Origin of the sequence: Tamaricihabitans halophyticus (assembly GCF_004340875.1) — a bacterium.
Lineage (GTDB): Bacteria > Actinomycetota > Actinomycetes > Mycobacteriales > Pseudonocardiaceae > Tamaricihabitans > Tamaricihabitans halophyticus.
The window spans coordinates 1-25285 of sequence record NZ_SLXQ01000018.1 but is presented as its reverse complement, the minus strand read 5'-3'; the positions used below and the strand labels follow the sequence as shown (position 1 = coordinate 25285).

The following is a 25285-nucleotide window of genomic DNA, read 5'->3' as shown; positions in this document are numbered from 1 at the left end:
CACGTCAGCTCGCCCCGGCTACCGCAGCACGCACCGCACAACCTCCTCACGCCGCACCGCACGGCACGGCATGGCGACAGTTGTGCTCGAGTCTGCGCAAATCCTCGCGCGGAATTCCCTAGATCCAGCCGTCAGCGAGTGGCGTCCGCTGTCTGAGTTGCTTTCAGCTCGGCCCTGCCGGTCACATCCAGCTTGGTGTAAACGTTCGTGAGGTGCTTCTCCACGGCTCGACGGCTGACCCCGAGTTCATCCGCGATCGCCTGGTTGGTGAGACCGTCGACCACCATGGTGACCACTCGGCGTTCCGCCGCGGTCAGCTTTCGGCTTTGGTCATCGGTCCCGGTGGTACCGATGACCACGCGTAACTCGTATCCGACGAGCCGGTCGGCAGGGTCCTCCTCACGCAACTCGCGCCCCAGTCGGAGGTGGATATCAGCTTCGCCGCGGTCGTCATCCGCAAGCCGGGTGCCCAGCACCAGATGGGCGCGGGCCCGTTCCAGCTCGTTCGACGATTCAGCGAGCACGTCCACGGCGTCGCGCAGTAGCCGCACCCCGGCCGTGCCAGAGGTCAGCGCGCCGCGCACCGCAAGGGCGCGGCCCACCGAAGCGGCACTGCCCCACCCCACCGCGAGTTCGTGCTCCGTACTGACCAGCTCCAGCGCCTCGTCTGTCTCGCCGAGCTGGTGCAGCAGCAGCGCGGCACCACTGCGCCACGGAACCAACGCCGGATTGCACCAACCTGCCCGGTCAAGCTGGCGCCCACAGTCGAGCACATGTTCCAGCGCCTGCCGCGGTTCGCCCGCACCACACGCTCGGGAGGCGGCGACCGCGCGCAGCAGCGCGGCGACAATCGGATGCTCGGCGCGATCCGTACACAGTTGCGCGATCCGCGCGGTCAACGGATGCGCCACGTCGGTCTCGGTCTCTCGCCGCACCCGCCCGCGGCCATACAACTCAAGGGCAATTACGGTACGCAGCATGCCGGCAACCGACATCGCGGAGAACCACCCGTCTGCGGTGACCAGGCGCTCGGCGACGAGCTCTATATCGTCATCAACACGGCCGGCACCGGCCCGTAGCAGCGTCCGGCTGGCATCCGCGGCTGCTCGCGCCACCGGATCCCCGTGACCAACAGCGGCGTCCAACCATGATTCGACCGGCGCACTGCTCTCCGCCAGGGACAGTGCACAGAGCACCATTGACGCGATGCCGTGCGGCCCCGAGGTCGCCGGTTCCCGGTCAAGTAGCCGGTGCCCGAGGCGGCGCACCTCGGCCGCGGGGATCGCGGCCGATACGGCGGCCAGCTCCAGGGTGACCCCAAGCAACTCCCTGCCGCCCGGACTCTCCAGCAGCTCGTCGTGATCGGCCCCCCGTAACCGCCGCACCGCAGAATCGATTTCTTGACTGCCGGCTAGCACTCGAGCCTCGAGGCGAAGTGCCAGCTCCCGATCTGGACCCGGCAACCCACCGGATTCGCCGAATGCTGCGGCCACCTGATTCAGCGTGTTCAGCACGGGCGGTGAGCTCAGCCCCAGCGCCGCCGGGGACAGCCGGACCAACGCGGCTGCTTGGCCCGCGACGCCACGGGACAGCGATACCGCCTCCAACACATGCCGGGTTGCCGCCGAAACGTCCACGGTGTGTTCTACCGCGGCGAGATCGAGCAATAGGTCCGCTCGGCTGACACTGTCCGGCGCGGTATCCAGCAACGTACGACGTAGATAGCGAGTCGCGGCGTCGACATCGCCTCGGCGGACGGCACCCTCAGCCGCCTCCCTGAGCACATCGACGGCCCACATCGCCTGCTGCGACGGCACCGCGAGCAGGTGATCAGCCACGTGCTCCACGGGATGGCCGGCCGCATGCAACCACGCGGCTGCCGCCGTATGCAGCCGCTCCACCTGCGTCGGCGAGGTCAACCAGTCCACGGCTTCGCGCATGACCGGGTGGACAAACGCCGGGGTACGGTCGGTCAGCAAGAAGCCCTGATCCGACAAAGCACGAGCCACTTCGGCGTAGCCGAGCTCATCAAGCCCGGCGAGCCTGGCGAGGATTTCCGGCTCGGCACCGGGCCCAAGGCAGGACAGCGCGCGCAGAAACTCCAGCGCGGAATCCGGCTGGGCCCGCAGGCGCGCTACCAGCCGGTCACGCAGCAACGCCGGCCGGCAATCCCGCACCCATTCGGCCGAGTCATCAACTGGGCATCGCCGCACCGCTGCCAGCTCGTCAAGCACTGCCCGCAGCACCATCGGGTTACCACCGGAAACCTCGTGACACACGTTGACGAACTGGTCCGATCCGGACACACCGAACTGCTGACGAACCATCGACCGGATCCCGGTCGCCGAAAGCGGCCCCAACCGCAACACTCGACCAGCACACGCGAGCAGATCGCGAACGCCCTGGTTGTCCCCTTCCGGGCTACCTTCCCGGAGGGTGACAACCATCAGCACCGATGTCCCAGCCAGCCGGCTGGCCAGATACCCGAGACAGCGCAGCGATTCCAGGTCCGCCCACTGCACATCGTCCACGAACACCAGCACCTGGCGGTTCGCGCCATAGACGTTGAGCAGGTGCCGAACCCCGTGCATGACCTGTTGCATCACGGGTGCCCGCGCGTCGACGGCCACACCGAACAGATCCTCGCCGGACAACAACGGTCTGGCGAACTCGGTAAGCCCTTCGTCGACCTGTGCTCGCTCGGTGTCATCGAGCCCGGCGACCACCGGCTCGCAGAGCTGCCGGATCACGCCGAACGGAAAGAGACGCTCCACAATGGACCCAGTTGCGTCCAGCACCACGGCGCTGGGATGAGCGCGGCTCGCTACCCCCGCGAGCAGAGCGGTCTTACCAACCCCGATCGCACCACTCACCACGACCAACGAACCATCCCGGTTGCCGGCGGCGCGCGCCAGCTCATCAAGCAACGTCAGCTCGATCTCCCGGTCCGCAAGCACGCTGATCATCCTTTCGCGCCGGCTGGCACCAGTCCAGCCAGCTGATCCCGGCTCGCGATGCCCAGCTTGCGGTATGCGCGGGACAAGTGCATTTCGACGGTGCGCCGGGTCACCGCCAGCGCGCTCGCGATTTCCGGATTGGTCTGGCCGGATACCGCCAGCTCAACGACTCGACCTTCGGCTTCGGACAGCTTCGCCCACCGCGCGGGCACTGGCCGGCACCTGGATCGCGCCCTGACCTGGCCACGGCCACGGATCAACGCGCTCAGGTCCGCGTCGGCTTGGTCGCGCAACTGCACCGCACCAACCTCGTCGGCCAATCGCCGCGCCTCGGCAAGCAGCAGGGCGGAATCCTCGTTACCGTCAGCATGCGCGCGGCCAGCACGCAGGTTGCGTGCACCCAGCGCGGCCAACGCCTCGGCCCTGCGCAGCCGCAACGGTGTTCCACGCAACGTGCGCTCAGCCGTCACGAGCAGCTCGCCAGCGGTGGGATCACCGAGCGAGTCAAGTACCAAACCCGCGGACAGCTCTGCCGAACCGATCGCACTCGCCGTTCCCCAGGCAGCGGCAACCGAACGGTCTGCTTCGAGCAGGCTCCGGATCTCCTCCTCCGCGGCGCCGATGCCGTGCAAGGCGCTTGCCAGCAACGGCCGCCAGCGGATCAGGAGCGGATTGCGCCAGCCGCAGGCGGTAAGCCGTCGACCGCACTCACGCAGGTCTCGCTCGGCGGCGCTGGGGTTATCGGTAGCCAGCGCTAACGCTGCCCGCGCATAGCGTAGATAGGTCCAGGCGAAACCATCTTCGTCAGCCGAACAGGTAGAGCTGGTCTCGAGCTCGGCAATGATCCGCCCGGCCGAATCCAGTTCGCCCCGCATGACATCCACGAGCGCCGACTGGGCTGTCATCATCGGCCGTACGGTCGGGTGCCAGGCATCTGGCGGCAACGTCGTCCGCGCTTCGGCAAGCCGCTCGGTGGCCTCGTCGAGCAGTCCGAACAGCAGGGACCGGCTGGCCAAGCCGAGGCACGCGCCGGCGGCCGTCGATCGTTGCCCACGGCTGCGCGCTTGCGCGTAGAGCTCCCGCAGTCCGGCTTCCGCCGCAGCGAAGTCCTCGGTCAACAACAACGCGGTAGCGGCCGCGAGCCGGGGAGTACCCAGCGGTTGTTGCTCAAACGCCGGTACGAGCGCGGCTGAGGCAAGAGCTCCGGCGCGTTCCCGGTGCTTACCTTGGAAGGCGAGCGCGCACCCCGCGACGCCCGCGACAACAGGATCGGCGATGTCACCGAGGTCATGGTCAGCCGGAACGGACCGCTCACTCGGCAACCGCGCCCCAGCCGCAGGCGCCTGTAGTACCTCCTCAGCGAGAACGCGCAGCGCGATCAGCGCGCGACGCTCGACATTGTCGGCATCGACCCACCCCGCGCTGGTGGATTCCTGCTGGTCCCCGTTTACCAGCGCCCCGCCCGTTGGAGTCTGCGCCTCCGCCGGGCCGAGACTGGCCAGCCTGGCGTTCGCCACCCGGCGCGCGACGGTCGCCGCACCCCTGGCAAGCAGCAGGTCCACGGCACGCAGTCGAGTACTCAGCGCACCGCCTGGGACACCACCGACCTGGGCGAGCGCGCGGTCGCTCGCTGCCGGTCGGTCGACGACCACCGCGGCGGCGAACTCGAGTTGCAGCTCGGCATGCTGGTCGACGGTGAGGTGTGCGCTCAGCACGAATTCGAGGAACGCGGCGGCCTCTTCGCGGCGTCCGGCATCTAACGCGCTCGCGGCTGCCCGCCGTAGCACGCCGATTGCCCAGGGGCCCGGCGGACGGTACGCGCCGAGCAGAATCCGAGCCACCACCTCGTCACGTGCCGCGATCCGGTGCGCCACTTCGGCAACCGCCGCATGCAGCGCGCGCCGGGCAGGCACTGAAAGTCCGGCAAGGACCCGGTCGCGGACCACGGCGTCGGCCGGCCGTACTGGCTCGGTTTCCGCAACCAGCCCATACGCCCGGAGTTCGGCGAGCGCCCCGGCAGCGTGACAGCCGGTGGAAACCAGGTTGGTGAGCCGGTCAAACTCGACGTCACCATCGGCGACCGCCAACAATCGCAGTACCTCGATCATGCCGCGCGGCAACCTGTCCAGTAGCGCGACTACCTGCCGACCGCGATGCTCCGCCGCCAGGTCCGCGAAAGCCTCGCCTTGCGCACCGGTCGGCTGCCCACCGCCGCGCGCGAAATCCGTAAGCGTGTCGGTGAGCACTCGCGGATTCCCGGCCGTCACGTCAAGTACGCCAGTGGAGAACGCCGCGTCAGCCGCTTTGCCGCAGATTCGTTGGCAGGCCTCGGAAACCTGTGCGGCGTTGAGTGGCCCAAGTCGCAGGAGCACGTCCTCGGCCGGCGGCGTGTCGTCCTTGTCCAGCGAACTCAGCGACGAAGCCGGCCAGGCTCCGGTGGACGTCACGACCAGCGCCAGTGGTGCGTGCCGAAGACGGCGTAACAGCATTCGCAGCAGCATGTCCGAAGCCGGGTCGGCCCAGTGCACGTCGTCAATCAGCAGCGCGAGCGGGTTACGCCGCGCGGCTGACGTCAACGCCGAGCAGAGGATGGCGAGCCGGTCCAGGCCAGCTGGCCGGTGCCAATCATCCGGACGCCAACCCGCGGGAAGCGCTCCCCGCAGTACGTCGAACAGGCGTCCCACGACGGCAAGGCCAAGCCGTTGCTCACTGGACTCCGCGCGGACATGCGCCACCGTGATCCCCAGGCGCCGCCCGGTATCCGCCGCGGCGTGGAGCGTCGTACTACGCCCGGTTCCGGGTGCTCCGGCGATGACCAGCGCGCGCGAACCACCACCCCGGACAGTGAGTAGCACGTCATCGACCACTGCCCGCTGCGAATCGTCCAGCACGATGAACTTACCGGCCTTACTTGCCGCCGGAACCGCTGAATCCCCTCGCCCGGGCGAGACCGCCGAAGTGACTTTCATCACCTCAGCGCCTGCCGGATCCGCGTCGAACGTGGCCGCCCGATCACTGTCCGACGAGGCTCGAAGCGCGGCCGGGGGATGCGCTGGCATGCTTGCCGCCAGCCCTGAGGCGGAACCAGTCGGTGACACCGCGTAATCAGCCCCCTGTGAAAGCCGCCCTCAGTACCCCCCATATGGTGGATAGTTAACCACAAATCGTCACTTCTTGGCCATTTTCTTGGCCGATCCGCCGCTCCCGCTCCCGTCGCTCAGCGACACCCATCAGCGCGGTCCAGTGCCACACCAGGGCGAACACCAGAAACCAGCCGGAAACGCCGGGGTCAGTCGAACCCGTAACCCACTGCTGCTCCAGTCTTGAGGCGACAACCGCCAGCTGTTGCCCCAGGGGCTGTCATACCTCTAGCATTGTGATATCACTTTATGAGCGGACGTCGGCGCCTGACGAAACAGCATTTCCCGATAGGTACTGGGGAAAACATCAGGCTTTCTCGGGGTATCCACAGGAACAAGCAGCACGGGAGATCCACATGACAGTCATCGAAGCCAACGGCTTAGCGAAACGCTACGGAGACAACGTCGTGGTCGACGGCGTCTCGCTCTCGGTCAAGGAAGGCGAGATCTTCGGCATCCTCGGGCCGAACGGCGCGGGTAAGACGACCACCGTCGAATGCATTGCCGGACTACGCAAACCTGACGCCGGTAGCGTGTCGATCATGGGTCTCGACCCTCAGCGCGAGACCCGCGAGGTGCGCAAACTCCTCGGCATGCAGCTGCAGCACAGCGAGTTGCCGGAAAAGATGCGGGTGTACGAGGCGATGAAGATGTTCTCCTCGTTCTACCCAAACCCAACCGACAGCGACACACTGCTCGAACGGCTCGGCCTGCTGGAGAAGCGCAAGTCCCCCTTCAGCAAGCTCTCCGGTGGCCAACAGCAGCGACTGTCCATCGCGCTGGCACTGATCGGTCAGCCGAAGGTCGCCATCCTGGACGAGCTCACCACGGGTCTCGACCCGAGCGCTCGGCGCAACACGTGGAAACTCGTCGAGGACATTCGCTCCACCGGTGTCACCATCGTGCTCGTCACCCACTTCATGGAAGAAGCGGAGCGGCTCTGCGACCGGCTCGCCCTCATCGACCAGGGCAAGGTTGTCGCCGTTGACAGCCCTGCTGGCCTGATCGAGCAGGTGGACACTGGCAAGCGACTGCGGTTCCGACCTTCGGGCCCGTTCGATCATCGGTTGCTCACTGATCTCGACGATGTCGTTGACGTCAGCGAGCAGGGTTCGCAGATCGTGGTTTCCGGCACCGGCAACCTGCTCCAGTCGGTCAGCGCTCGCCTGGCCAGTCACGACATTGTCGCGAACGACCTCCGAGTTGAACAGGCCAGTCTCGAAGACGCCTTCGTCGCGCTCACCGGCCGCTCGATCGAGTTGGGAGAACACAGTGAACGCGCTGCGTAGCATGACTTTTATCGAGATCAAGCAGTTCCTGCGGGAACCCATCAACTCGGCGATGGCGCTCGGGCTACCGACCGCGCTCATGATTGTCTTCGGCAATATCGAAGGCATGGTTACCCCGGACGTGCAATGGGGCGGACTCCGGTTCATTGACTACTTCGGACCGTCGCTTGTGGTCATCACCGTCGCGGTACTTGCGCTGCAGTCGATGCCTTCCTATATCGCGACCTATCGCGAGAAGGGTGTACTCAAACGACTGTCCACCACACCGGTATCGCCGATCATGCTGATCGGCGCACAGTTGCTCACTCAGCTCGCCGCTTCCGTTGGCGCCGTGGTACTGCTGATGCTGGTCGGCAGGTTCGGATTTGACGTCCCGCTGCCCAACCATCCGGTGGACTTCATACTTGCTTTCGTTCTGGGACTTTCCGCCCTGTTCACCATGGGGCTACTGTTGGCGGCGGTTGTGCCCAACGGTCGTTCGGCTACCGCGGCTGGTTTCGTGTTGTTCATTCCGACACTGTTCTTCGCCGGTGTGTACGCCCCGCGGCCATTCCTGCCCGACTTCGTAGTCAACTTCGGCGGGTACTTCCCGCCAAGCGTGCAGGCCCTGCAGGACTCGTGGACGGGTAATGGCGCGAACCCGTGGCATCTGGTGACGATGGCCGGGATCGTGTTGGTTCTCGGCCCGATCACCGCCAAGATCTTCCGCTGGACATAGCCGCGGAGTTACGAGTCAAGGAGAACGCGATGACGGTCGCCAGGGACAGCGCGGAATGGGTACGTCGGTTCCATCCGGCCGAACACCCGCGAACACGGTTGGTCTGCTTTCCGCACGCGGGTGGCTCCGCCAGCTACTTCTTCCCGGTGTCCCGGGCGCTCGCACCTTCGGTCGAGGTGATCTGTCTCCAGTATCCGGGCCGGCAGGACCGTAGGTCCGAACCCTGTCTGGAGACGGTGGCTGGTTTCGCGGACGGCGCGAGCGCGGCGCTACGGCAGTGGACCGAGCTGCCGCTGGTGCTGTTCGGACACAGCCTCGGCGCGACGATCGCGTTCGAAACCGCCCGCCGGTTGCAGGCCGACGGCCTGGATGTCGCCGGGTTGTTCGCTTCGGGCCGGCGCGGTCCCACCACCGAGCGGGATGAACGTGTACATGAACGCACCGATGACGGACTACTCACGGAGCTGCGGCAACTGTCCGGTACAGACGGCGCCGTACTCGGCGACCATGAGCTCGTACGAATGATCCTGCCCGCGCTACGCGCCGACTATCGGGCGGCGGAGACCTATCGCCACGTTCCCGGCGAGAAACTCCGCTGCCCGATTACCGCGCTCGTCGGCGCGGATGATCCCAAAGTCACGCTCGACGAAGCGCGTGACTGGGCCGCGCACACCACTGACACCTTCGAGCTCAAGATGTTTCCCGGTGGGCACTTCTATCTCCAGGATCACCAGCAGGCGGTACTCGACGTACTCTCCGCGTACCTCGACGGCCTTACCTAGGCAGTATTGTCTTGCCCGTAACGCCTATGCCAGCTCCGAGGTCGAGACCTGCCCGGACACGGCACCCAGCATGGGCAATTCGGCACGCTTGCTGATGTTCAGCTTCCGGTAGGTGCGGGTGAGATGCTGTTCTACGGTGCTGACCGTGACATGCAGCATCCGGCTAATTTCCCGGTTGGTGTGCCCGAGCGCGGCAAGGTTCGCCACTCGCCGTTCCGCCGCGCTCAGCGAGGCAGCTTCGGCCATGGCCGGCTCCTCGCTCGACTCGATCGGCTTTGCACCGTCCATAGAGGATCCACAATGGACTATCCGCGCCTCGCAGGCCGAGGCCAGTTGCTCGGCGCGGCGCGCGGCCATGTTCGCCTGATCTGATCTGCCTAGTATCCGGTAGGTGCGGCTCAACTCGGTGAAGGCCAATGCCAGCTCAAACCAGTCGCCGCGTTCCCGCAGCAGATCAACCGCTTCGAGTAGCAGGGGAAGCTTTTCCTGTTTCGTGCGCACCGAGGCGAGTACCCGGAGCGCGACGCCACGGGTCCGCGCTCCACCTGGGAGCCGTAGTTGCGCCGCGATGAGTTCCGTTGCTTGGGAGCCGCGCCGCAACCGGACATAGACCTGCGCGGCGGCCTGGCGCCACGGCAACAACACCGGAAGATCCACCGCCCACGTGCTCGCCTGCTCCCCCACCGCAAGAAAATCACCGAGAGCCGCGCGCAGCTGGCCGGTGACCAGCCGCAGTTCACCGCGTGCCAGCTGGAACCGCACGCCGAGTGCGGTTCGCAGGACCGCGGGCGAAGGTCCATCGCGCACCAGTTCGGCAGCTTCGTCAAGGTTGCCGAGCCGAGTGGTCGCGGTGAGCACATGCGCCAGCGGTGAACCAAGAACCCCTTCACCCCAACCACCTCGCGGCATCAGGTCAAGTGCGGCATGGGCGAGCTGACGCGCCTCGGACAGGTCACCGCGTCGTAGCGCCACACTCGCCGCGGCATCCGATAACACGGCCTGCCAGACCGTCGCTCCGGCCGCCGCCGCCTCGGCACGCAGTTCGGCACACCAGTAGCTGGCACGATCACCCCGATCGGCGTGCTTGAGCGCGTGCACCGCGGTGAGTACGTCCTCCAGCGGAGTCGCACCGATCCGGCAGCTTTGCAGCACTTGCTCGGCACTGTCGATCGCGGTCACGGCAGGCTGCTCGCTGGTAGCCACGGATTCAAGCACCCCTGCGCGGCCGCCGGGCCTATCGCTCAGCAACTGGGGTGCGGCATAGAACAACCAGTCGCGGATAGCCGGGCGCGGGCCATCCGGCAGCGCACTGAACACCTTTGCCGCCTCGTCCATCCTGCCCTGCCACACCAACGCTCGCAGCAACACATCGGATTCGGTGGGCGAAAGCAGCCCGGATTCGAAGGCGCGATGCAGTGCCCGCAGGTGCCGAGCGGCCGCCGCCGGATCAACCAATCGCTGAGCCGTCACCAATTGTGCGGTCACCGCCGCGCTCTCCCGAGCATCCAGCTGTCCAGCACCGGCAAGTTCCAGACACTGCACCGCGTGCCGCCCGTCATGCCGGGACAATGCCTCATCCGCGGCGGCGCGTAGTACCGGGATCGCCCACGGCTCCGGCGCCGTCACCGCGCCGGTCAGGTACCTGGCCACGGCCGCCGCACCGATGCCTTCCTCGTGCAGTAACCGTGCCGCCCGACCGCGCAGCGCGGTAAGCCCATCGGGATCCAGAGTGGACAGCACCGCGTCGACCGCCGCGTGATGCCGGAGCCGACCGTCTGCTAGCAGACCGGTCGTGGTCATGGCCGCGATCAGACCCGTCACCTCCGCATGGTCCGTATCGAGCAGCCGGGCGAGTCTCACCGGGCTCGCCAGCTCGTCAAGTACGGCGATTGCCCGTGCCAGAAGCAACGTACGACCGTCGTCCCGACGCAGGCAGCGCAGTACCGCGAGTCCGTAACCGCTTCCCACGACAAGGTCCGCATCCTGCCCAACACGGGCGTTGCCGTGATCGTCGGCAATCGCATGCGCCAACATCGGGTTACCGCCACTGAGCGCGTAACATGGTTCGGTCAGCCGGTGCGCGACCGTGCGTCCCAGGCGCGCGGCAAGCAGTTCGCCAACCCCAGCCTTCGTCAACGAAGCCAGCCGGATATGCCGGAAACCCGGCTGCCGATTCAATTCGTCGTGCAACACCGCATGCCCCGGCCTGGCTGGCAGGACCTCCGCGAAAACGAGCACCATCCGCACCGATCGGAGTCGACGATGTAAGTACAGCAGCGTCTGTAGCGATGCCGGATCGGCAAACTGCAGATCGTCGATCAGCACGACCAGCGGCCGCTCCCTCGCCAGGGCGAGCAGGACCGCACAGGTCTCCTGGATCAGTTTCGCATCAGCCTGCTGAATGGTCAGTTCATGACCACCGCCCGCTTGCTCCCCGTACGCCGATCCCCGCGCTCGGTCGGCCAGTGCGGCCGGCAGGTCCGTACTGTGGAACAGTTGCTCCACAAGAGCCATGTCGAGGCTCTGCTCAGCCCAACCGCCGGTGGCACTGAGCACTCGGGCGCCCTGCTGCTGCGCCAGTTCGGTACATCTGGTCAACAGCTCGGTCTTACCGGAACCGATGCCACCAGAGACGAGCATGATCCGGCCCCGACCCGCCATGCCATCCGCGAGCAGTTCGCGAAACTCCGCGAGCTGCTCTTCGCGTTCGACCGGTGCCATCTGCCGTCACTACCGCCGTTCGGATCCCCTAGTGGCCAAAGTTGGTGTCCATGAACTCGAAAAGATCGTCATCGGAAGCATCCCGCAGCTGGTCCGCAACCGTGCTGTCACCGTGCGCGCCAGCCCGTTCCTGGACCCGGCCGGCAAGCGAGCGCAACCGGGCACTCACCGCATCCGTTGCCCGTTCGGCGTCGTCCGGAATTGCCGCGAGCGCGGCTTCCAGTCCGTCGAGCTGCGCCAACAGCTCGTCCATCGGGTCCACTTCCGGCACCAACCGGGTACGCAGGTATTCGGCTAGTTCGGCCGGTGTCGGGTAATCGAAGATCACCGTTGTGGGCAGTCTGAGTCCGATTACCGAGGAGATCCGGTTACGCAGTTCGATCGCGGTGAGCGAATCGAACCCAAGTGCCTTGAACGGTGCCCCGCCAACGGTAGCTGGCTCGCCGTGCCCGAGTACGGCCGCGACATGTTCCTCCACGAGCGAGATCAGTGACCGGTCCTGGTCCGCCCGGGACAGCCGGGCAAGGCGTTCCCGGTAGCCGGCCTCTGGAGCCGAGCCGGCCGCCGTCCGCCGCACCGGGTTCCTTACCAGGTGCCGTAGGAGCGCGGGCACGCTGGCCGGAGACAGCCGGGACTTGTCGATCCGTATCGTCACGATGGCCGGTTCGGGACGCCCGAGCGCGGCATCGAACAGCGCCAGTCCGTCTTCCGTGGACATTCCTGCCATGCCCTCACGGGCCATCCGGTCCTCATCTCCGGTCGCCAGATGTCGAACCATGCCACCGGGCTCGGTCCACAGGCCCCAGGCGAGTGCCTGCGCCGGTAGTCCCGCTGCCCGGCGGCGTACCGCGAGCGCGTCCAGATACGCGTTAGCCGCGGCATAGTTCGCCCGTCCTGCGCCGCCGAACGTACCGGCGACCGAGGAGAACAGTACAAAGGCGGCCAGATCCAGTTCCGCGGTCAGCTCGTGCAGATGCCTGGCCATCTCGGCTTTCGCGGCAAACACCGTGTCCAACCGCTCGGAGGTCAGCGATTCGACGACGCCATCGTCCACCGTGCCCGCGGTGTGCACGACTCCGGTCAGCGGTCGGGTGTGCGGGATCGCGTCCAGTACCTCGGCCAATGCGTTGCGGTCAGCGCCGTCGCAGGCTCGTACCTCGACTGATGCGCCGAGCTCGATCAGCTCCGTACGCAGGCCACTCGCCTCTGGTGCATCGGGGCCACGACGACTGATCAGCATGAGGTTCCGCATACCGTGCGCGCTCACCAGATGCCGGGCCACCGCCGCGCCGAGTGCACCGGTGCCACCGGTGATCAGCACGGTGCCGTCCGGGTCGAGCGGACGGGGCGACTCCGTCGAGGAGTCCGGCAGCGGACCGAGCGGCGCGAGTTTCGGCGCGAGTACCGCGTCCCGCACCGCCAGCTGGGACTCACCCGCGGCGAGTGCACCGAGGACCGCGGCTACCGGAAGATCCGCGTCGCGGTCGAGGTCGACGAGCGCGAATCGGTCCGGGTGCTCGGTCTGCGCCGACCGCACCAGGCCCCATACCGGTGCCGTGGCCAGATCCGGCTCGTCGATCTCAGCGGCGGCCACCGCGCCTCGGGTAACCGCGACAAGCCTGGTCTCGGTGGCGGCGAGCCAGTCCCGGACTATGGCCAGGGCCGCCCAGGCGTCGTCCACAACGGTGAATACCGTGTCCGGCACACCGTTGGCGACCAGAGCCGCCAGGTCATGGTGGTGGCAGGCCGGGTCGGTACCGAGCGTGTCCGGGCCGAGTACGCCCCAGGTTCCGGTCGGCGCTCCGGTGGCGGCCGGCGACCAGCTCACCCTGTGCAGCCCGTCCGGTCCAGATTTCCGCGGTGCCGCCGAAACCGGTTGGGTGACGAGTCCACCGAGGATCAATACCGGTGCACCGCTCGGATCCTGCGCGACGACGCGGGCGGAGCCTTCGCCTTCTGGGGTGATCCGAACCCTGACCTGGCGCGCGCCCGAAGCGAGCAAGGCGAAATCTGTCCAGGAGAACGCCAGCCGTATCTCCTCACCAGATCCGGTGAGCAGCAAGCCATGTAACACGGCGTCGAGCAAGGCTGGATGGATACCGAATCCGTCCGAGGACAGCACTTCCGGCAACTCGACTTCGGTAAATACCTCGTCACCCGCACGCCAGGCGGCTCGCAGTCCCTGGAATGACGGACCATAGTTGTAGCCACGCTCAGCCAAGTCCTCGTACCAGCCGGTCAGATCGACCGGGGCCGCCTCGGCCAGCTCGCTATCAGCCAGCCATGCGATCTCGGGCTCGACCACAGCCTCGGCACCAAGAACACCCTGGGCATGTCGTACCCATTCGGTCTGCTCTGCCACTCGCCTGGCATGCACGCTGAACTCCCGACGGCCCGCGTCGGCTGGCGGCTCAACGACGACCTGCACGGCCATGTCGGCCTCCAGCACCAGCGGAACCAGTAGAGTGAGTTCTTCGATGGTGGCGGCGCCGACCTCATCGCCGGCACGTATCACCAGATCGGCGAGCACCGCACCCGGTACCAGAACGTCACCATCGACCACATGGTCGGCTAGCCATGGATGGCTATGGACAGACAAGCGTCCGGTCATCACCAGCTGCTCACTGCCTGCTACCGGGACTGCCGCGCTGAGTAGGGGGTGGTTGGTGGGTGTGAGACCGGCGGTGTGCACGTTCGTGGTGTTACTGCCGGTGGTGGCTGGTAGCCAGTACCGTTGATGCTGGAAAGCATAAGTCGGCAACGAAACACGCTTCCCATCCGGGAACACGGCGCGCCAATCCACGTCGACACCCACCGTCCACGCCTCAGCCACCGAAGCAACAAACCGATCCAAACCACCCTCACCATGGCGAAGCGTGCCAACAACCGGAACATCCACGGTCTCCGCCAACCCACTCACCAACACCGGATGCGGACTCGACTCAACAAAAACCCGATGCCCATCATCCGCAAGCACCCGAACGGTCTCCTCAAACCGAACGGTCTCCCGCAAATTCGCCACCCAATACTCAGCACCCATCACCGACGTATCAATCCGCCCCGCATACACAGTGGAATACAACGGAACATCACCAACACGCGGCTCAACCCCAGCCAACGCATCCACAAGCTCCCCAGCAATCCCATCCACCTGAACACTATGCGACGCATAATCCACCGCCACCCACTTACCACGAACCCCCGCAGCACCACACTCCTCAAGCAACTCACCCAACGCACCAACATCACCCGAGACCACAACAGACCCAGGACCATTAACCACAGCCACCGACAACCGACCAACAAACCGATCCGCAATCAGCGACCGAACCTCACCAACCGACAACCCCACCGACGCCATACCACCACGACCAGCAAGCTCACGCCGAATCACCGCCGACCGAACCGCAACAACCCGCGCCCCATCAGCCAAACTCAACGCACCAGCAACACACGCCGCAGCAATCTCCCCCTGCGAATGCCCCACCACCGCATCCGGAACAACCCCAAAATGCCGCCACACCTCAGCAAGCGACACCATCACCGCCCACAACAGCGGCTGCACCACATCCACCCGATCAAAATCCCACGGACCATAAAGATCCCAATCAACAAACGGCTCAAGCGCAACAGCACACTCAGCAAACCGCCCAGCAAAAACCGGCGACTCCACCAACAACCGCTCCGCCATCCCCACCCACTGCGAACCCTGACCAGGAAACACAAACACCGTCCGCCCACCAGCAGCCACCCCACGAACCACACCAGCAGACTCACGACCCTCAACCAACGCCGACAACCCCGCACGATGATCCCCCAACACCACCGCACGATGCTCCAACGCAGCCCGACTCACCCCCAACGAAAAACCAACATCACCCACCGACACACCCGACAACCCCAACAACCGACCAGCCTGACCAACCACCGCACCCCACGACCGACCCGACAACACCCACGGACAACCCCCCACACCAGAACCAGACGAATCCACACCAGACACACCCGACTCAACAACCGACGGCGCACCCTCCAACACCACATGCGCATTCGTCCCACTCAACCCAAACGACGACACCCCAGCACGACGCACCCGACCACAATCCGGCCACTCAACAACCTCACCAACCAACCGAACCAAACCACCCGACCAATCCACATGCGACGAAGGACAATCCGCATGCAGACTCGCTGGCACCATCCCGTGACGCATAGCCATAATCATCTTGATCACGCCACCGACGCCGGCGGCGGTCTGGGTGTGCCCGATATTGGATTTCAGGGATCCAAGTAGCAGGGGCGTTTCTCGGTCCTGCCCGTAAGTGGCAAGCAATGCTTGCGCCTCAATCGGATCACCGAGTTTGGTTCCGGTGCCATGTGCTTCCACCACATCCACGTCGCGTCCGGCCAGTCCAGCATTGGCCAGTGCCTGCCGGATGACGCGCTGCTGCGACGGCCCATTTGGTGCGGTCAATCCGTTGGATGCGCCATCCGAATTCACCGCCGAACCACGCACCACCGCGAGAACCTGGTGCCCATTGCGCTGGGCGTCGGAGAGTCGTTCAAGGGCAAGCATGCCAACCCCCTCGGACCAACCCACGCCATCGGCGGTATCCGCGAATGGCTTACACCGACCATCAGGCGCAAGACCACGCTGCCGCGAAAACTCAACGAACACCTGCGGGGTGGACATGATCGCCACACCGCCGGCCAGCGCGAGGTCACACTCCCCCGCCCGCAGCGACTGGGCCGCCAGATGTAGCGACACCAGGGACGACGAGCAGGCCGTGTCCACGGTGACCGCCGGACCCTCCAGCCCGAACACGTAGTTGATCCGGCCAGAGGCGACACTGCCCGCCCATGCCGTACTGAGGTATGCCTCCAGTTCAGGGGGCACGCTCTCCCGCTGGTTGCCGTAATCGTTGTACATCACCCCGGCGAATACACCCGTCCTACTGCCGCGCAGGGACGTTGGATCGACGCCGGCTGATTCGAGCGCTTCCCACGAGGTTTCCAGTAGCAGCCGCTGCTGCGGGTCCATCACCAGCGCCTCGCCCGGCGAGATACCGAACAACGCTGGGTCAAAGTCACCTACCTCGGCGAGGAAGCCGCCCTTGGTCACATAAGATGTACCGCTTCGATCAGACTCGCGGTCGGCAAACAGGGCGCCGAGATCCCAGCCACGGTCGGTCGGAAAGTCGCCAAGCACCTCGCGGTTCTCCATCACGAGCTGCCATAGCGCTTCTGGGGAGTCCACTCCGCCGGGATAGCGACAGCTCATCCCCACGATCACCACCGGATCATCGTCGCGAATCCGCTCACCTCGCCGCGCTAGCGTCGTCGAACCAGCGCCCAGTTCGGACTTGAGGTGGCTCGCGAGCGCATCCGGAGCCGGATAGTCGAAGATGATCGTGGCTGGCAGGCGCAGGTCAAGCGCGGTGGCCAGCCGGTTACGCAGCTCGATCGCGGTCAGTGAATCGAAGCCCAATTCCTTGAACGGGGTCGCAGCGGCGGCCACCATGTCTTCACCAGGCAGCTCATCGCGCCCCAGCACGGCAGCGACATGGTCCCTGATCAGTGCCACGAGTTGCCGGTCCCGTTCCTGATCGGACATCGCGCCGAGCCGGTCGCGCCAGGAAGCCTGCGTGCCCGACTTCGCGTCGCGCCTGGCCGGGCTGCGTACCAGCCGCCGCAGCACGGTTGGCGCGGTCTCGGCGGACAGGCCAGCTCGGTCGATCCGCGCTGGCACCAGCAGTGCCTCTTCTCTCGTCAGCGCGGTATCGAACAGGGCCAGTCCCTCCTCGGTGGCCATCGCGATGGTGCCGTCCTTGCCGAGCCGGGATATGTCGCCGCCGCCGAGATGACCGGTCATCTCACCGCGTTCAGCCCACAGTCCCCAGGCGAGCGATACGCCAGGTAGGCCCATCGACCTGCGGTGAACGGCGAGCGCGTCCAGATAGGCATTTGCCGCGGCGTAGTTGCCCTGCCCAGCGCTGCCGAGAACACCCGCTACGGAGGAGAACAGCACGAATGCGGCGAGGTCGACGTCTATCGTCAGCTCGTGTAGATGCCGGGCGGCTTCGGCCTTTGCCGCGAACACACGTTGCATCCGCTCACTGGTCAATGCGGTTAGCACGCCGTCATCGAGCACACCCGCGGTATGCACGACGGCCGTCAGCGGGCGGCTGAGCCCTGCCACTAGTCCTGCCACCGCATCTCGCGCGGTGACATCGCAGGCGACTATCTCTACTGAGGCACCGCCCTCCACGAGTTCGGTACGCAGTGCTTCAGCCCCGGGGGCGGAAATACCACGGCGGGAGGTGAGCACCAGATGCCGCATACCGTGTGCACGGACGAGGTGTCGCGCCACTGCCGCGCCGAGCGCACCGGTGCCACCGGTAATCAGTACGGTGCCTTCCGGATCGAGGGAACGTGCCGATTCTCGCGAACCGCCTACCTGTTGCCCTGCGGGCACGACGCGTGGCGCATGCACCCCATCACGTACCGCCAGCTGTGTCTCGCCAGCGGCGAGTGCGTCCAGTACCGCCGATACCGGCAGTTCGTCCTCCGGCGCCAGATCAAGGATCCCGAACCGGCCGGGGTGTTCCAGCTGAGCGGCACGAATCAGACCCCATACCGGCGCGACAGCCAGGTCTGGTGGGTCATCTCCGGAAGCCTGGACCGCGCCGCGGGTCACCACGACCAATCGCGCGTCGGCCAGGGCGAGCCAACTCTGCACCAGATCGAGCGCGGAGTCCAGATCGGACACCGTGGCGAACACGGTATCCGGCACACCTTCGTCGATCAAGTCTGTCAGATCCGCGCGATAATGGGATGGGCTCACACCGAGCGGATCGGCCCCGGTAACCGCCCAGCCACCGGTTGCCTCCACCGCTGGCGCGACCATCCATTGTAGCCTGTACAGGTGCTCGTGCACGCCGGATACGCTGACCGGCATCTGGCGGGTAACAAGTGCATCGATCGCCAGAACCGGCGAACCACTCGGATCGTGTGCCATGATCCGTATGGACCCGTCGGCACCCGGAGTTATCCGCGCTCGCACCACGGTTGCCCCGGCGGCAGCCAACCATACGCCTCGCCAGGTGAAGGGAAGTCGAGCTCCACCTTCGGCTGAACCATCCGGGTCGGCGAGTAGCTGTGCCCCGTGTAGCACGGCGTCGAGCAGGGCGGGATGGATCCCGAACCCATCGGTGGACAGCTCCTCGGGAAGCCGGACCTCCGCATACAACTCGCCGTCCGCGCGCCAAGCCGCATGCAGTCCCTGGAAGGCAGGTCCGTATTCGTAGCCATATGCGGCCCGGCTGCCGTACCAACCGTCGAGGTCGACCTCCTCCGCCGTATCCGGCCACATTGGTTCCGGCGCCGGCGGCGCGTGCTGGGCCAGCACACCCTCGGCATGCTGTTCCCAATCCTGACCAGTTTCGGGTTTGCCCGCGAAGACACCGAACTCCCTGCGACCAGCCTCGTCCGGTTCCGCGACAACGACCTGTACCGCCGTCTCCCCAGTAATAGGCAACGGTGCGAGTAACGTGAGTTCTTCGATGGTGGCGGCGCCGACTTCGTCACCGGCACGTACGGCAAGCTCCACAAATGCCGCCCCGGGTAGCAGCACCTGATCCGATACCAGGTGATCATCCAGCCATCGGTGAACGCTCGGCGAGATCCTGCCGGTGAGTACCACTTGGTCGCCACCGCCGAGTCGTACGGATGCGCTGAGTAGGGGGTGGTTGGTGGGTGTGAGACCGGCGGTGTGCACGTTCGTGGTGTTACTGCCGGTGGTGGCTGGTAGCCAGTACCGTTGATGCTGGAAAGCATAAGTCGGCAACGAAACACGCTTCCCATCCGGGAACACGGCGCGCCAATCCACGTCGACACCCACCGTCCACGCCTCAGCCACCGAAGCAACAAACCGATCCAAACCACCCTCACCATGGCGAAGCGTGCCAACAACCGGAACATCCACGGTCTCCGCCAACCCACTCACCAACACCGGATGCGGACTCGACTCAACAAAAACCCGATGCCCATCATCCGCAAGCACCCGAACGGTCTCCTCAAACCGAACGGTCTCCCGCAAATTCGCCACCCAATACTCAGCACCCATCACCGACGTATCAATCCGCCCCGCATACACAGTGGAATACAACGGAACATCACCAACACGCGGCTCAACCCCAGCCAACGCATCCACAAGCTCCCCAGCAATCCCATCCACCTGAACACTATGCGACGCATAATCCACCGCCACCCACTTACCACGAACCCCCGCAGCACCACACTCCTCAAGCAACTCACCCAACGCACCAACATCACCCGAGACCACAACAGACCCAGGACCATTAACCACAGCCACCGACAACCGACCAACAAACCGATCCGCAATCAGCGACCGAACCTCACCAACCGACAACCCCACCGACGCCATACCACCACGACCAGCAAGCTCACGCCGAATCACCGCCGACCGAACCGCAACAACCCGCGCCCCATCAGCCAAACTCAACGCACCAGCAACACACGCCGCAGCAATCTCCCCCTGCGAATGCCCCACCACCGCATCCGGAACAACCCCAAAATGCCGCCACACCTCAGCAAGCGACACCATCACCGCCCACAACAGCGGCTGCACCACATCCACCCGATCAAAATCCCACGGACCATAAAGATCCCAATCAACAAACGGCTCAAGCGCAACAGCACACTCAGCAAACCGCCCAGCAAAAACCGGCGACTCCACCAACAACCGCTCCGCCATCCCCACCCACTGCGAACCCTGACCAGGAAACACAAACACCGTCCGCCCACCAGCAGCCACCCCACGAACCACACCAGCAGACTCACGACCCTCAACCAACGCCGACAACCCCGCACGATGATCCCCCAACACCACCGCACGATGCTCCAACGCAGCCCGACTCACCCCCAACGAAAAACCAACATCACCCACCGACACACCCGACAACCCCAACAACCGACCAGCCTGACCAACCACCGCACCCCACGACCGACCCGACAACACCCACGGACAACCCCCCACACCAGAACCAGACGAATCCACACCAGACACACCCGACTCAACAACCGACGGCGCACCCTCCAACACCACATGCGCATTCGTCCCACTCAACCCAAACGACGACACCCCAGCACGACGCACCCGACCACAATCCGGCCACTCAACAACCTCACCAACCAACCGAACCAAACCACCCGACCAATCCACATGCGACGAAGGACAATCCGCATGCAGACTCGCTGGCACCATCCCGTGACGCATAGCCATAATCATCTTGATCACGCCACCGACGCCGGCGGCGGTCTGGGTGTGCCCGATATTGGATTTCAGGGATCCAAGTAGCAGGGGCGTTTCTCGGTCCTGCCCGTAAGTGGCAAGCAATGCTTGCGCCTCAATCGGATCACCGAGTTTGGTTCCGGTGCCATGTGCTTCCACCACATCCACGTCGCGTCCGGCCAGTCCAGCATTGGCCAGTGCCTGCCGGATGACGCGCTGCTGCGACGGCCCATTTGGTGCGGTCAATCCGTTGGATGCGCCATCCGAATTCACCGCCGAACCGCGGACGGTGGCCAGTACTGGATAGCCTTGCCGTTCTGCCACCGAACGGCGGGTGAGCAGCACGCTACCGACGCCTTCGGCCCAAGCCACGCCGTCCGCGGTATCCGCGAACGGCTTACACCGACCATCAGGCGCAAGACCACGCTGCCGCGAAAACTCAACGAATGCGTTCGGCGTGGACATCACGGTGGCGCCGCCGGCTAGTGCGAGGTCGCATTCCCCCGCCCGCAGCGACTGCATAGCCCAGTGCATGGCCACCAGGGACGACGAGCAGGCCGTGTCCACGGTGACCGCCGGACCCTCCAGGCCCAGTACGTAGGCAACTCGACCCGAGGCGATACTGCTGGCCGAGCCGGTGCTGAGATACCCGGCCAGTTCGTCGGGCACTTCCGCGTCGCCACTGGCGTAGTCGTGGTACATGATTCCGGCGAACACACCGGTATTACTGCCGCGCAGTGAGGTGGGTGGGATACCCGCTGATTCGAGGGCTTCCCAGCTGGACTCAAGGAGCAGCCGTTGCTGCGGATCAGTTACCAAGGCCTCGCCGGGCGACATGCCGAACAGCTGCGGGTCGAAATCGCCCGCATCGGTCAGGAAACCGCCACGGGTGACGTAGGTGGTTCCCGCCACATCGGATTCGACGTCCCCGGTAAGGGCAGCGAGATCCCAGCCACGGTCATCCGGGAAGGACGAGGTGGCGTCTCTGCCATCGATCACCAGTTGCCATAGCTCGTCTGGCGAGCTAACCCCGCCGGGAAAGCGGCAGCTCATGCCGATGATGACGATCGGATCGTCGGCCTCTGCCTTCGTGGCCCGCACGGTAATCGCTTCGTGGCCGCCGATCAGCTCAGCGTCCAGGAACCGCGCGAGTAGTTCCGGGTTGGGCTGGTCAAACACGATGGTGGTAGGTAGCCGCAGCCCGACGTCACTTGCCAACCGATTGCGCAGCTCGATCGCGGTCAGTGAATCGAAGCCGAGCTCCTCGAACGGGGTGCGACGTTGGCCGTCGTGCGCTTTCTCGGGATCACCAAGCACCGCCGCGACGTGCTGTTGGACCAGAGCGAGCAGCACCTGTTCCCGCTCACCGTCGGACAACCCGGTGAGCCGGTGACGCCAGGAATCTTCGGCGGTTGCGGCGGACTCGCGTCGGGCCGAGGTTCTGACGAGGTTTCGCAACACGGTTGGCGCGAGGCGCGCGGACAGTCGAGCGCGATCGATTCGGGCTGGTACCAGTATCGCCTCGTCGCGAGCGAGTGCACTGTCCAAGAGCGCCAAACCGTCCTCGGTGGACAGTCCGGCGATGCCGTCACGGCCAAGCCGGGAAACATCGTCGTCGCCGAGGTGCCCGATCATGCCCGTGTCCGCCCAGAGCCCCCAGGCCAGGGAATGTGCTGGCAGCCCTTGGCCGCGACGATGGATTGCCAACGCATCGAGGTAGGCGTTCGCTGCGGCGTAGTTGCCTTGCCCCGCACCGCCAATCGTCCCGGCAACTGAGGAGAACAGCACGAATGCGGCGAGCTCGTGCTCGGCGGTCAGTTCGTGCAGATGCCGGGCCGCTTCGGCCTTCGGCTGCCATACGGTGCGGATACGTTCCGGTGTCAACCCGGAAACGGTGCCGTCGTCAAGGGTTCCGGCAGTGTGAATCACCGCGGTCAAGGGTCGAGCGAGCCCAGCAAGCAGGTCTGTCAACGCCGCACGGTCGGCGACATCGCAGCTGATCACCTCAACCGCAGCGCCTGCCTCGGTGAGTTCCGCGGCGAGTTCTGCCGCGCCTGGGGCGTCGGGCCCCCGACGCGAGGTGAGCACGAGGTGTCGCATGCCATGGCTGGTGACCAGGTGGCGGGCGACCTGGGCGCCTAGCCCACCCGTTCCCCCGGTGATCAGCACGATGCCGTCGGGGTCGAGCTTTCGCCTGCGCGCGGATGGCGCGGCGGGACCGGCAGGCATCAGCCGAGGGACAACCAGCTCGCCCCTGGCCGCCAGCTGTGTCTCGCCCGCGGCCACGGCTTCGAGTACCGCCGATACCGGAAGGTCCTCACCTGTGCCGAGGTCCAGTAGCGCGAACCGGTCTGGATGCTCGAGTAGCGCAGCCCGCAGCAAACCCCATACGGGCGCGACCGCCAAGTCCGGAACCTCGTTTTCCGTTACCGCGACACCGCCGCGGGTGACGATGACCAGTCGGGCTCCGGGAGAGCCCAGCCAGTCGCGCACCAGCTCGAGGGCGGACTCCACATTGGTCACCGAAGCGAAGACCGTCCCGGCGAGGCTGCTCCCGGGCAGGCTGACCAGGTCGGCGTGGCGGCGTTGTTCGGGTAGGCCGAGCCCGTCCGTGCCGACTACTGCCCAGCTGTCTGTGCTGGTCGTGCTGGCAGCTGCTGAGGTGTGCACCCATCGCAGTCGGTACAGGTTCTCTTGTCGTGCAAGCGCGGCGGCGGGCACCGGGCGGGTGACGACCGCGTCGATGCACAGCACCGGAGCACCGGTTGGATCGTGCGCGACGATCCGTACTGCTTCGTCGTCGCAGGGTGTGGTCCGTACTCGTAGCCTGGTGGCCCCGGATGCCAGCAAGGAGACTCCACGCAAAGTGAACGGCAACCGTGGGGCATCGTCCTCGTGGTCACTGGTGCGCAGATGCATTCCGTGCAGGACGGCGTCAAGTAGCGCGGGATGGATCCCATAGCCGTCGGCGGCAAGGCCGTCTGGTAGTTCCACTTCGGTGAGTACGTCGTCCCCGTCTCGCCAGGCGGCCCGTAGCCCTTGGAAAGGCGGTCCGTACTCGTAGCCGTGTTCGGCGCGGTCGGCGTACCAACCGGTCAGGTCGACGGGCGCCGCGCCGGTTTGCCAGTTGTGCGCCGGTGGCTGGCCAATGCCGGCAGCCAGCAGCCCTTCGGCATGGCGGGTTCGCTGCTCGGGCGGTCCCGCGAACACGCCGAACTCGCGGCGTCCCGAGTCGTCTCGCGCTGCCACCACTACCTGTAGGTCTGTTTCCTCCGTGGTTGGCAGCGGAGCCAGCAAGGTAAGTTCCTCGATGCTGCCGGCGCCTACCTGGTCGCCTGCTCGTATGGCGAGCTCGACGAATATGGCTCCGGGCAGCAGCTGTTGTCCCCCTACCTGGTGCTCGGCAAGCCATTCGTGTTCTGATGTGGACAGTTGTCCGGTGAGCAGGAGTTGGTCGTTGTCACCGATTGACGCTGCCGCGCTTAGGAAGGGGTGTTCGGCGTCGGTCAGTCCGTATGCGCTGGCGGAACCGGTTCGGCGCCCGGGTGACAACCAGTAGCGTTGCTGGTCGAAGGCGTAGGTCGGGATGTCGGCCCGTTGTGCTCCGGTGCCTGCGAACAGTGGCTGCCAGTCGACTGTGGTGCCGGTGACATGCAGCCGGGCCAAGGCGGTGAGGAACGCGGTTTCTTCGTCTTGGTCTTTGCGCAGTGTCGGGATTCCGTCTACCAGTGCGGAGAGGGTGCCGTCTGGTCCGATCTCGAGGAACCTATCGGCCCCGGTGGCAGCAATATCGTCGGCGAACCGCACCGTATCCCGCACATGATTCACCCAATAGTCAACCGAACCAACATCCTTCACCAACGGAATCGTCGGCTCACCGAACTCGATGCCAGCGATGGCTTCCCGGAACTCGTCGAGCATCGGATCCATTAGTGGCGAATGAAACGCATGCGACACCTTGAGTCGCGTGTACTTGCGCTCCCCCACCGCCGCAAACACTTCCTCCTCCACACCCGACAGCACAAGGCTGTCCGGGCCGTTCACCGCAGCAACCGACACACCCTCCGAAAGCATCAACTCGCCTTCAGCGGCGCGTACGGCGACCATCGCACCGCCCTCAGGCAACGCCTGCATCAACCGCGCACGAGCACCCACCAACCTGCACGCATCATCGAGAGACACCACACCAGCCACATGCGCAGCCGCGATCTCCCCAACCGAATGACCCACCAACACACTCGGCCGAACACCCAACCACTCCACCAGCCGAAACAACGCCACTTCCAACGCAAACAACGCCAGCTGCGCCCACCCAGTCTCAGCTAAAACATCCTCATCCGAACCCCACACCACCTCAACTAGCCC

Annotated in this window: 7 protein-coding genes; 3 read left to right on the top strand and 4 right to left on the bottom strand. The window is 65.5% G+C overall.

The window, feature by feature from the left end; all coding sequences use genetic code 11:
* Positions 1–131: 131 nt before the first annotated feature.
* Positions 132–2957, bottom strand: coding sequence for an ATP-binding protein (locus EV191_RS26175; RefSeq protein WP_165913108.1), 2826 nt, complete (start codon positions 2955–2957; stop codon positions 132–134).
* Between the two features lie 5 nt (positions 2958–2962).
* On the bottom strand, positions 2963–6016 hold the full coding sequence (locus EV191_RS26170) for a helix-turn-helix transcriptional regulator (RefSeq protein WP_132880311.1): 3054 nt from the start codon (positions 6014–6016) through the stop codon (positions 2963–2965).
* A 437-nt stretch (positions 6017–6453) separates the two neighbouring features.
* Here EV191_RS26170 and EV191_RS26165 point away from each other — a divergent pair, with 437 nt between their 5' ends.
* Genes EV191_RS26165 through EV191_RS26155 form a run of 3 tightly spaced genes read left to right on the top strand, consistent with a single transcriptional unit; the run spans position 6454 to position 8886 of the window.
* Entirely contained in the window at positions 6454–7386 is a 933-nt protein-coding gene (locus tag EV191_RS26165) for an ABC transporter ATP-binding protein (protein WP_132880310.1), read from the top strand.
* On the top strand, positions 7370–8104 hold the full coding sequence (locus EV191_RS26160) for an ABC transporter permease (protein WP_132880308.1): 735 nt from the start codon (positions 7370–7372) through the stop codon (positions 8102–8104). The genes EV191_RS26165 and EV191_RS26160 overlap by 17 nt, the downstream gene beginning before the upstream one ends.
* A gap of 29 nt (positions 8105–8133) precedes the next feature.
* Positions 8134–8886 carry a thioesterase II family protein gene (locus tag EV191_RS26155; protein ID WP_132880306.1) on the top strand — a complete coding sequence of 251 codons (753 nt, stop codon included), beginning with the start codon at positions 8134–8136 and terminating at the stop codon, positions 8884–8886.
* A gap of 24 nt (positions 8887–8910) precedes the next feature.
* Here EV191_RS26155 and EV191_RS26150 read toward each other — a convergent pair whose 3' ends face one another.
* Complete coding sequence (locus EV191_RS26150; protein WP_132880305.1) at positions 8911–11607, bottom strand: helix-turn-helix transcriptional regulator; 2697 nt, start codon at positions 11605–11607, stop codon at positions 8911–8913.
* 28 nt (positions 11608–11635) lie between these two features.
* Positions 11636–25285, bottom strand: a 13650-nt coding sequence (locus EV191_RS30400) for a type I polyketide synthase (RefSeq protein WP_207894729.1), incomplete at its 5' end; no start/stop codon positions are given.

Excerpts from the sequence above, each read along its gene's own strand:
- EV191_RS26170 (WP_132880311.1), bottom strand. The coding sequence starts at position 6,016 with ATGCCAGCGCATCCCCCGGCCGCGCTTCGAGCCTCGTCGGACAGTGAT.
- EV191_RS26155 (WP_132880306.1), top strand. The coding sequence starts at position 8,134 with ATGACGGTCGCCAGGGACAGCGCGGAATGGGTACGTCGGTTCCATCCG.
- EV191_RS26150 (WP_132880305.1), bottom strand. The coding sequence starts at position 11,607 with ATGGCACCGGTCGAACGCGAAGAGCAGCTCGCGGAGTTTCGCGAACTG.
- EV191_RS26165 (WP_132880310.1), top strand. The coding sequence starts at position 6,454 with ATGACAGTCATCGAAGCCAACGGCTTAGCGAAACGCTACGGAGACAAC.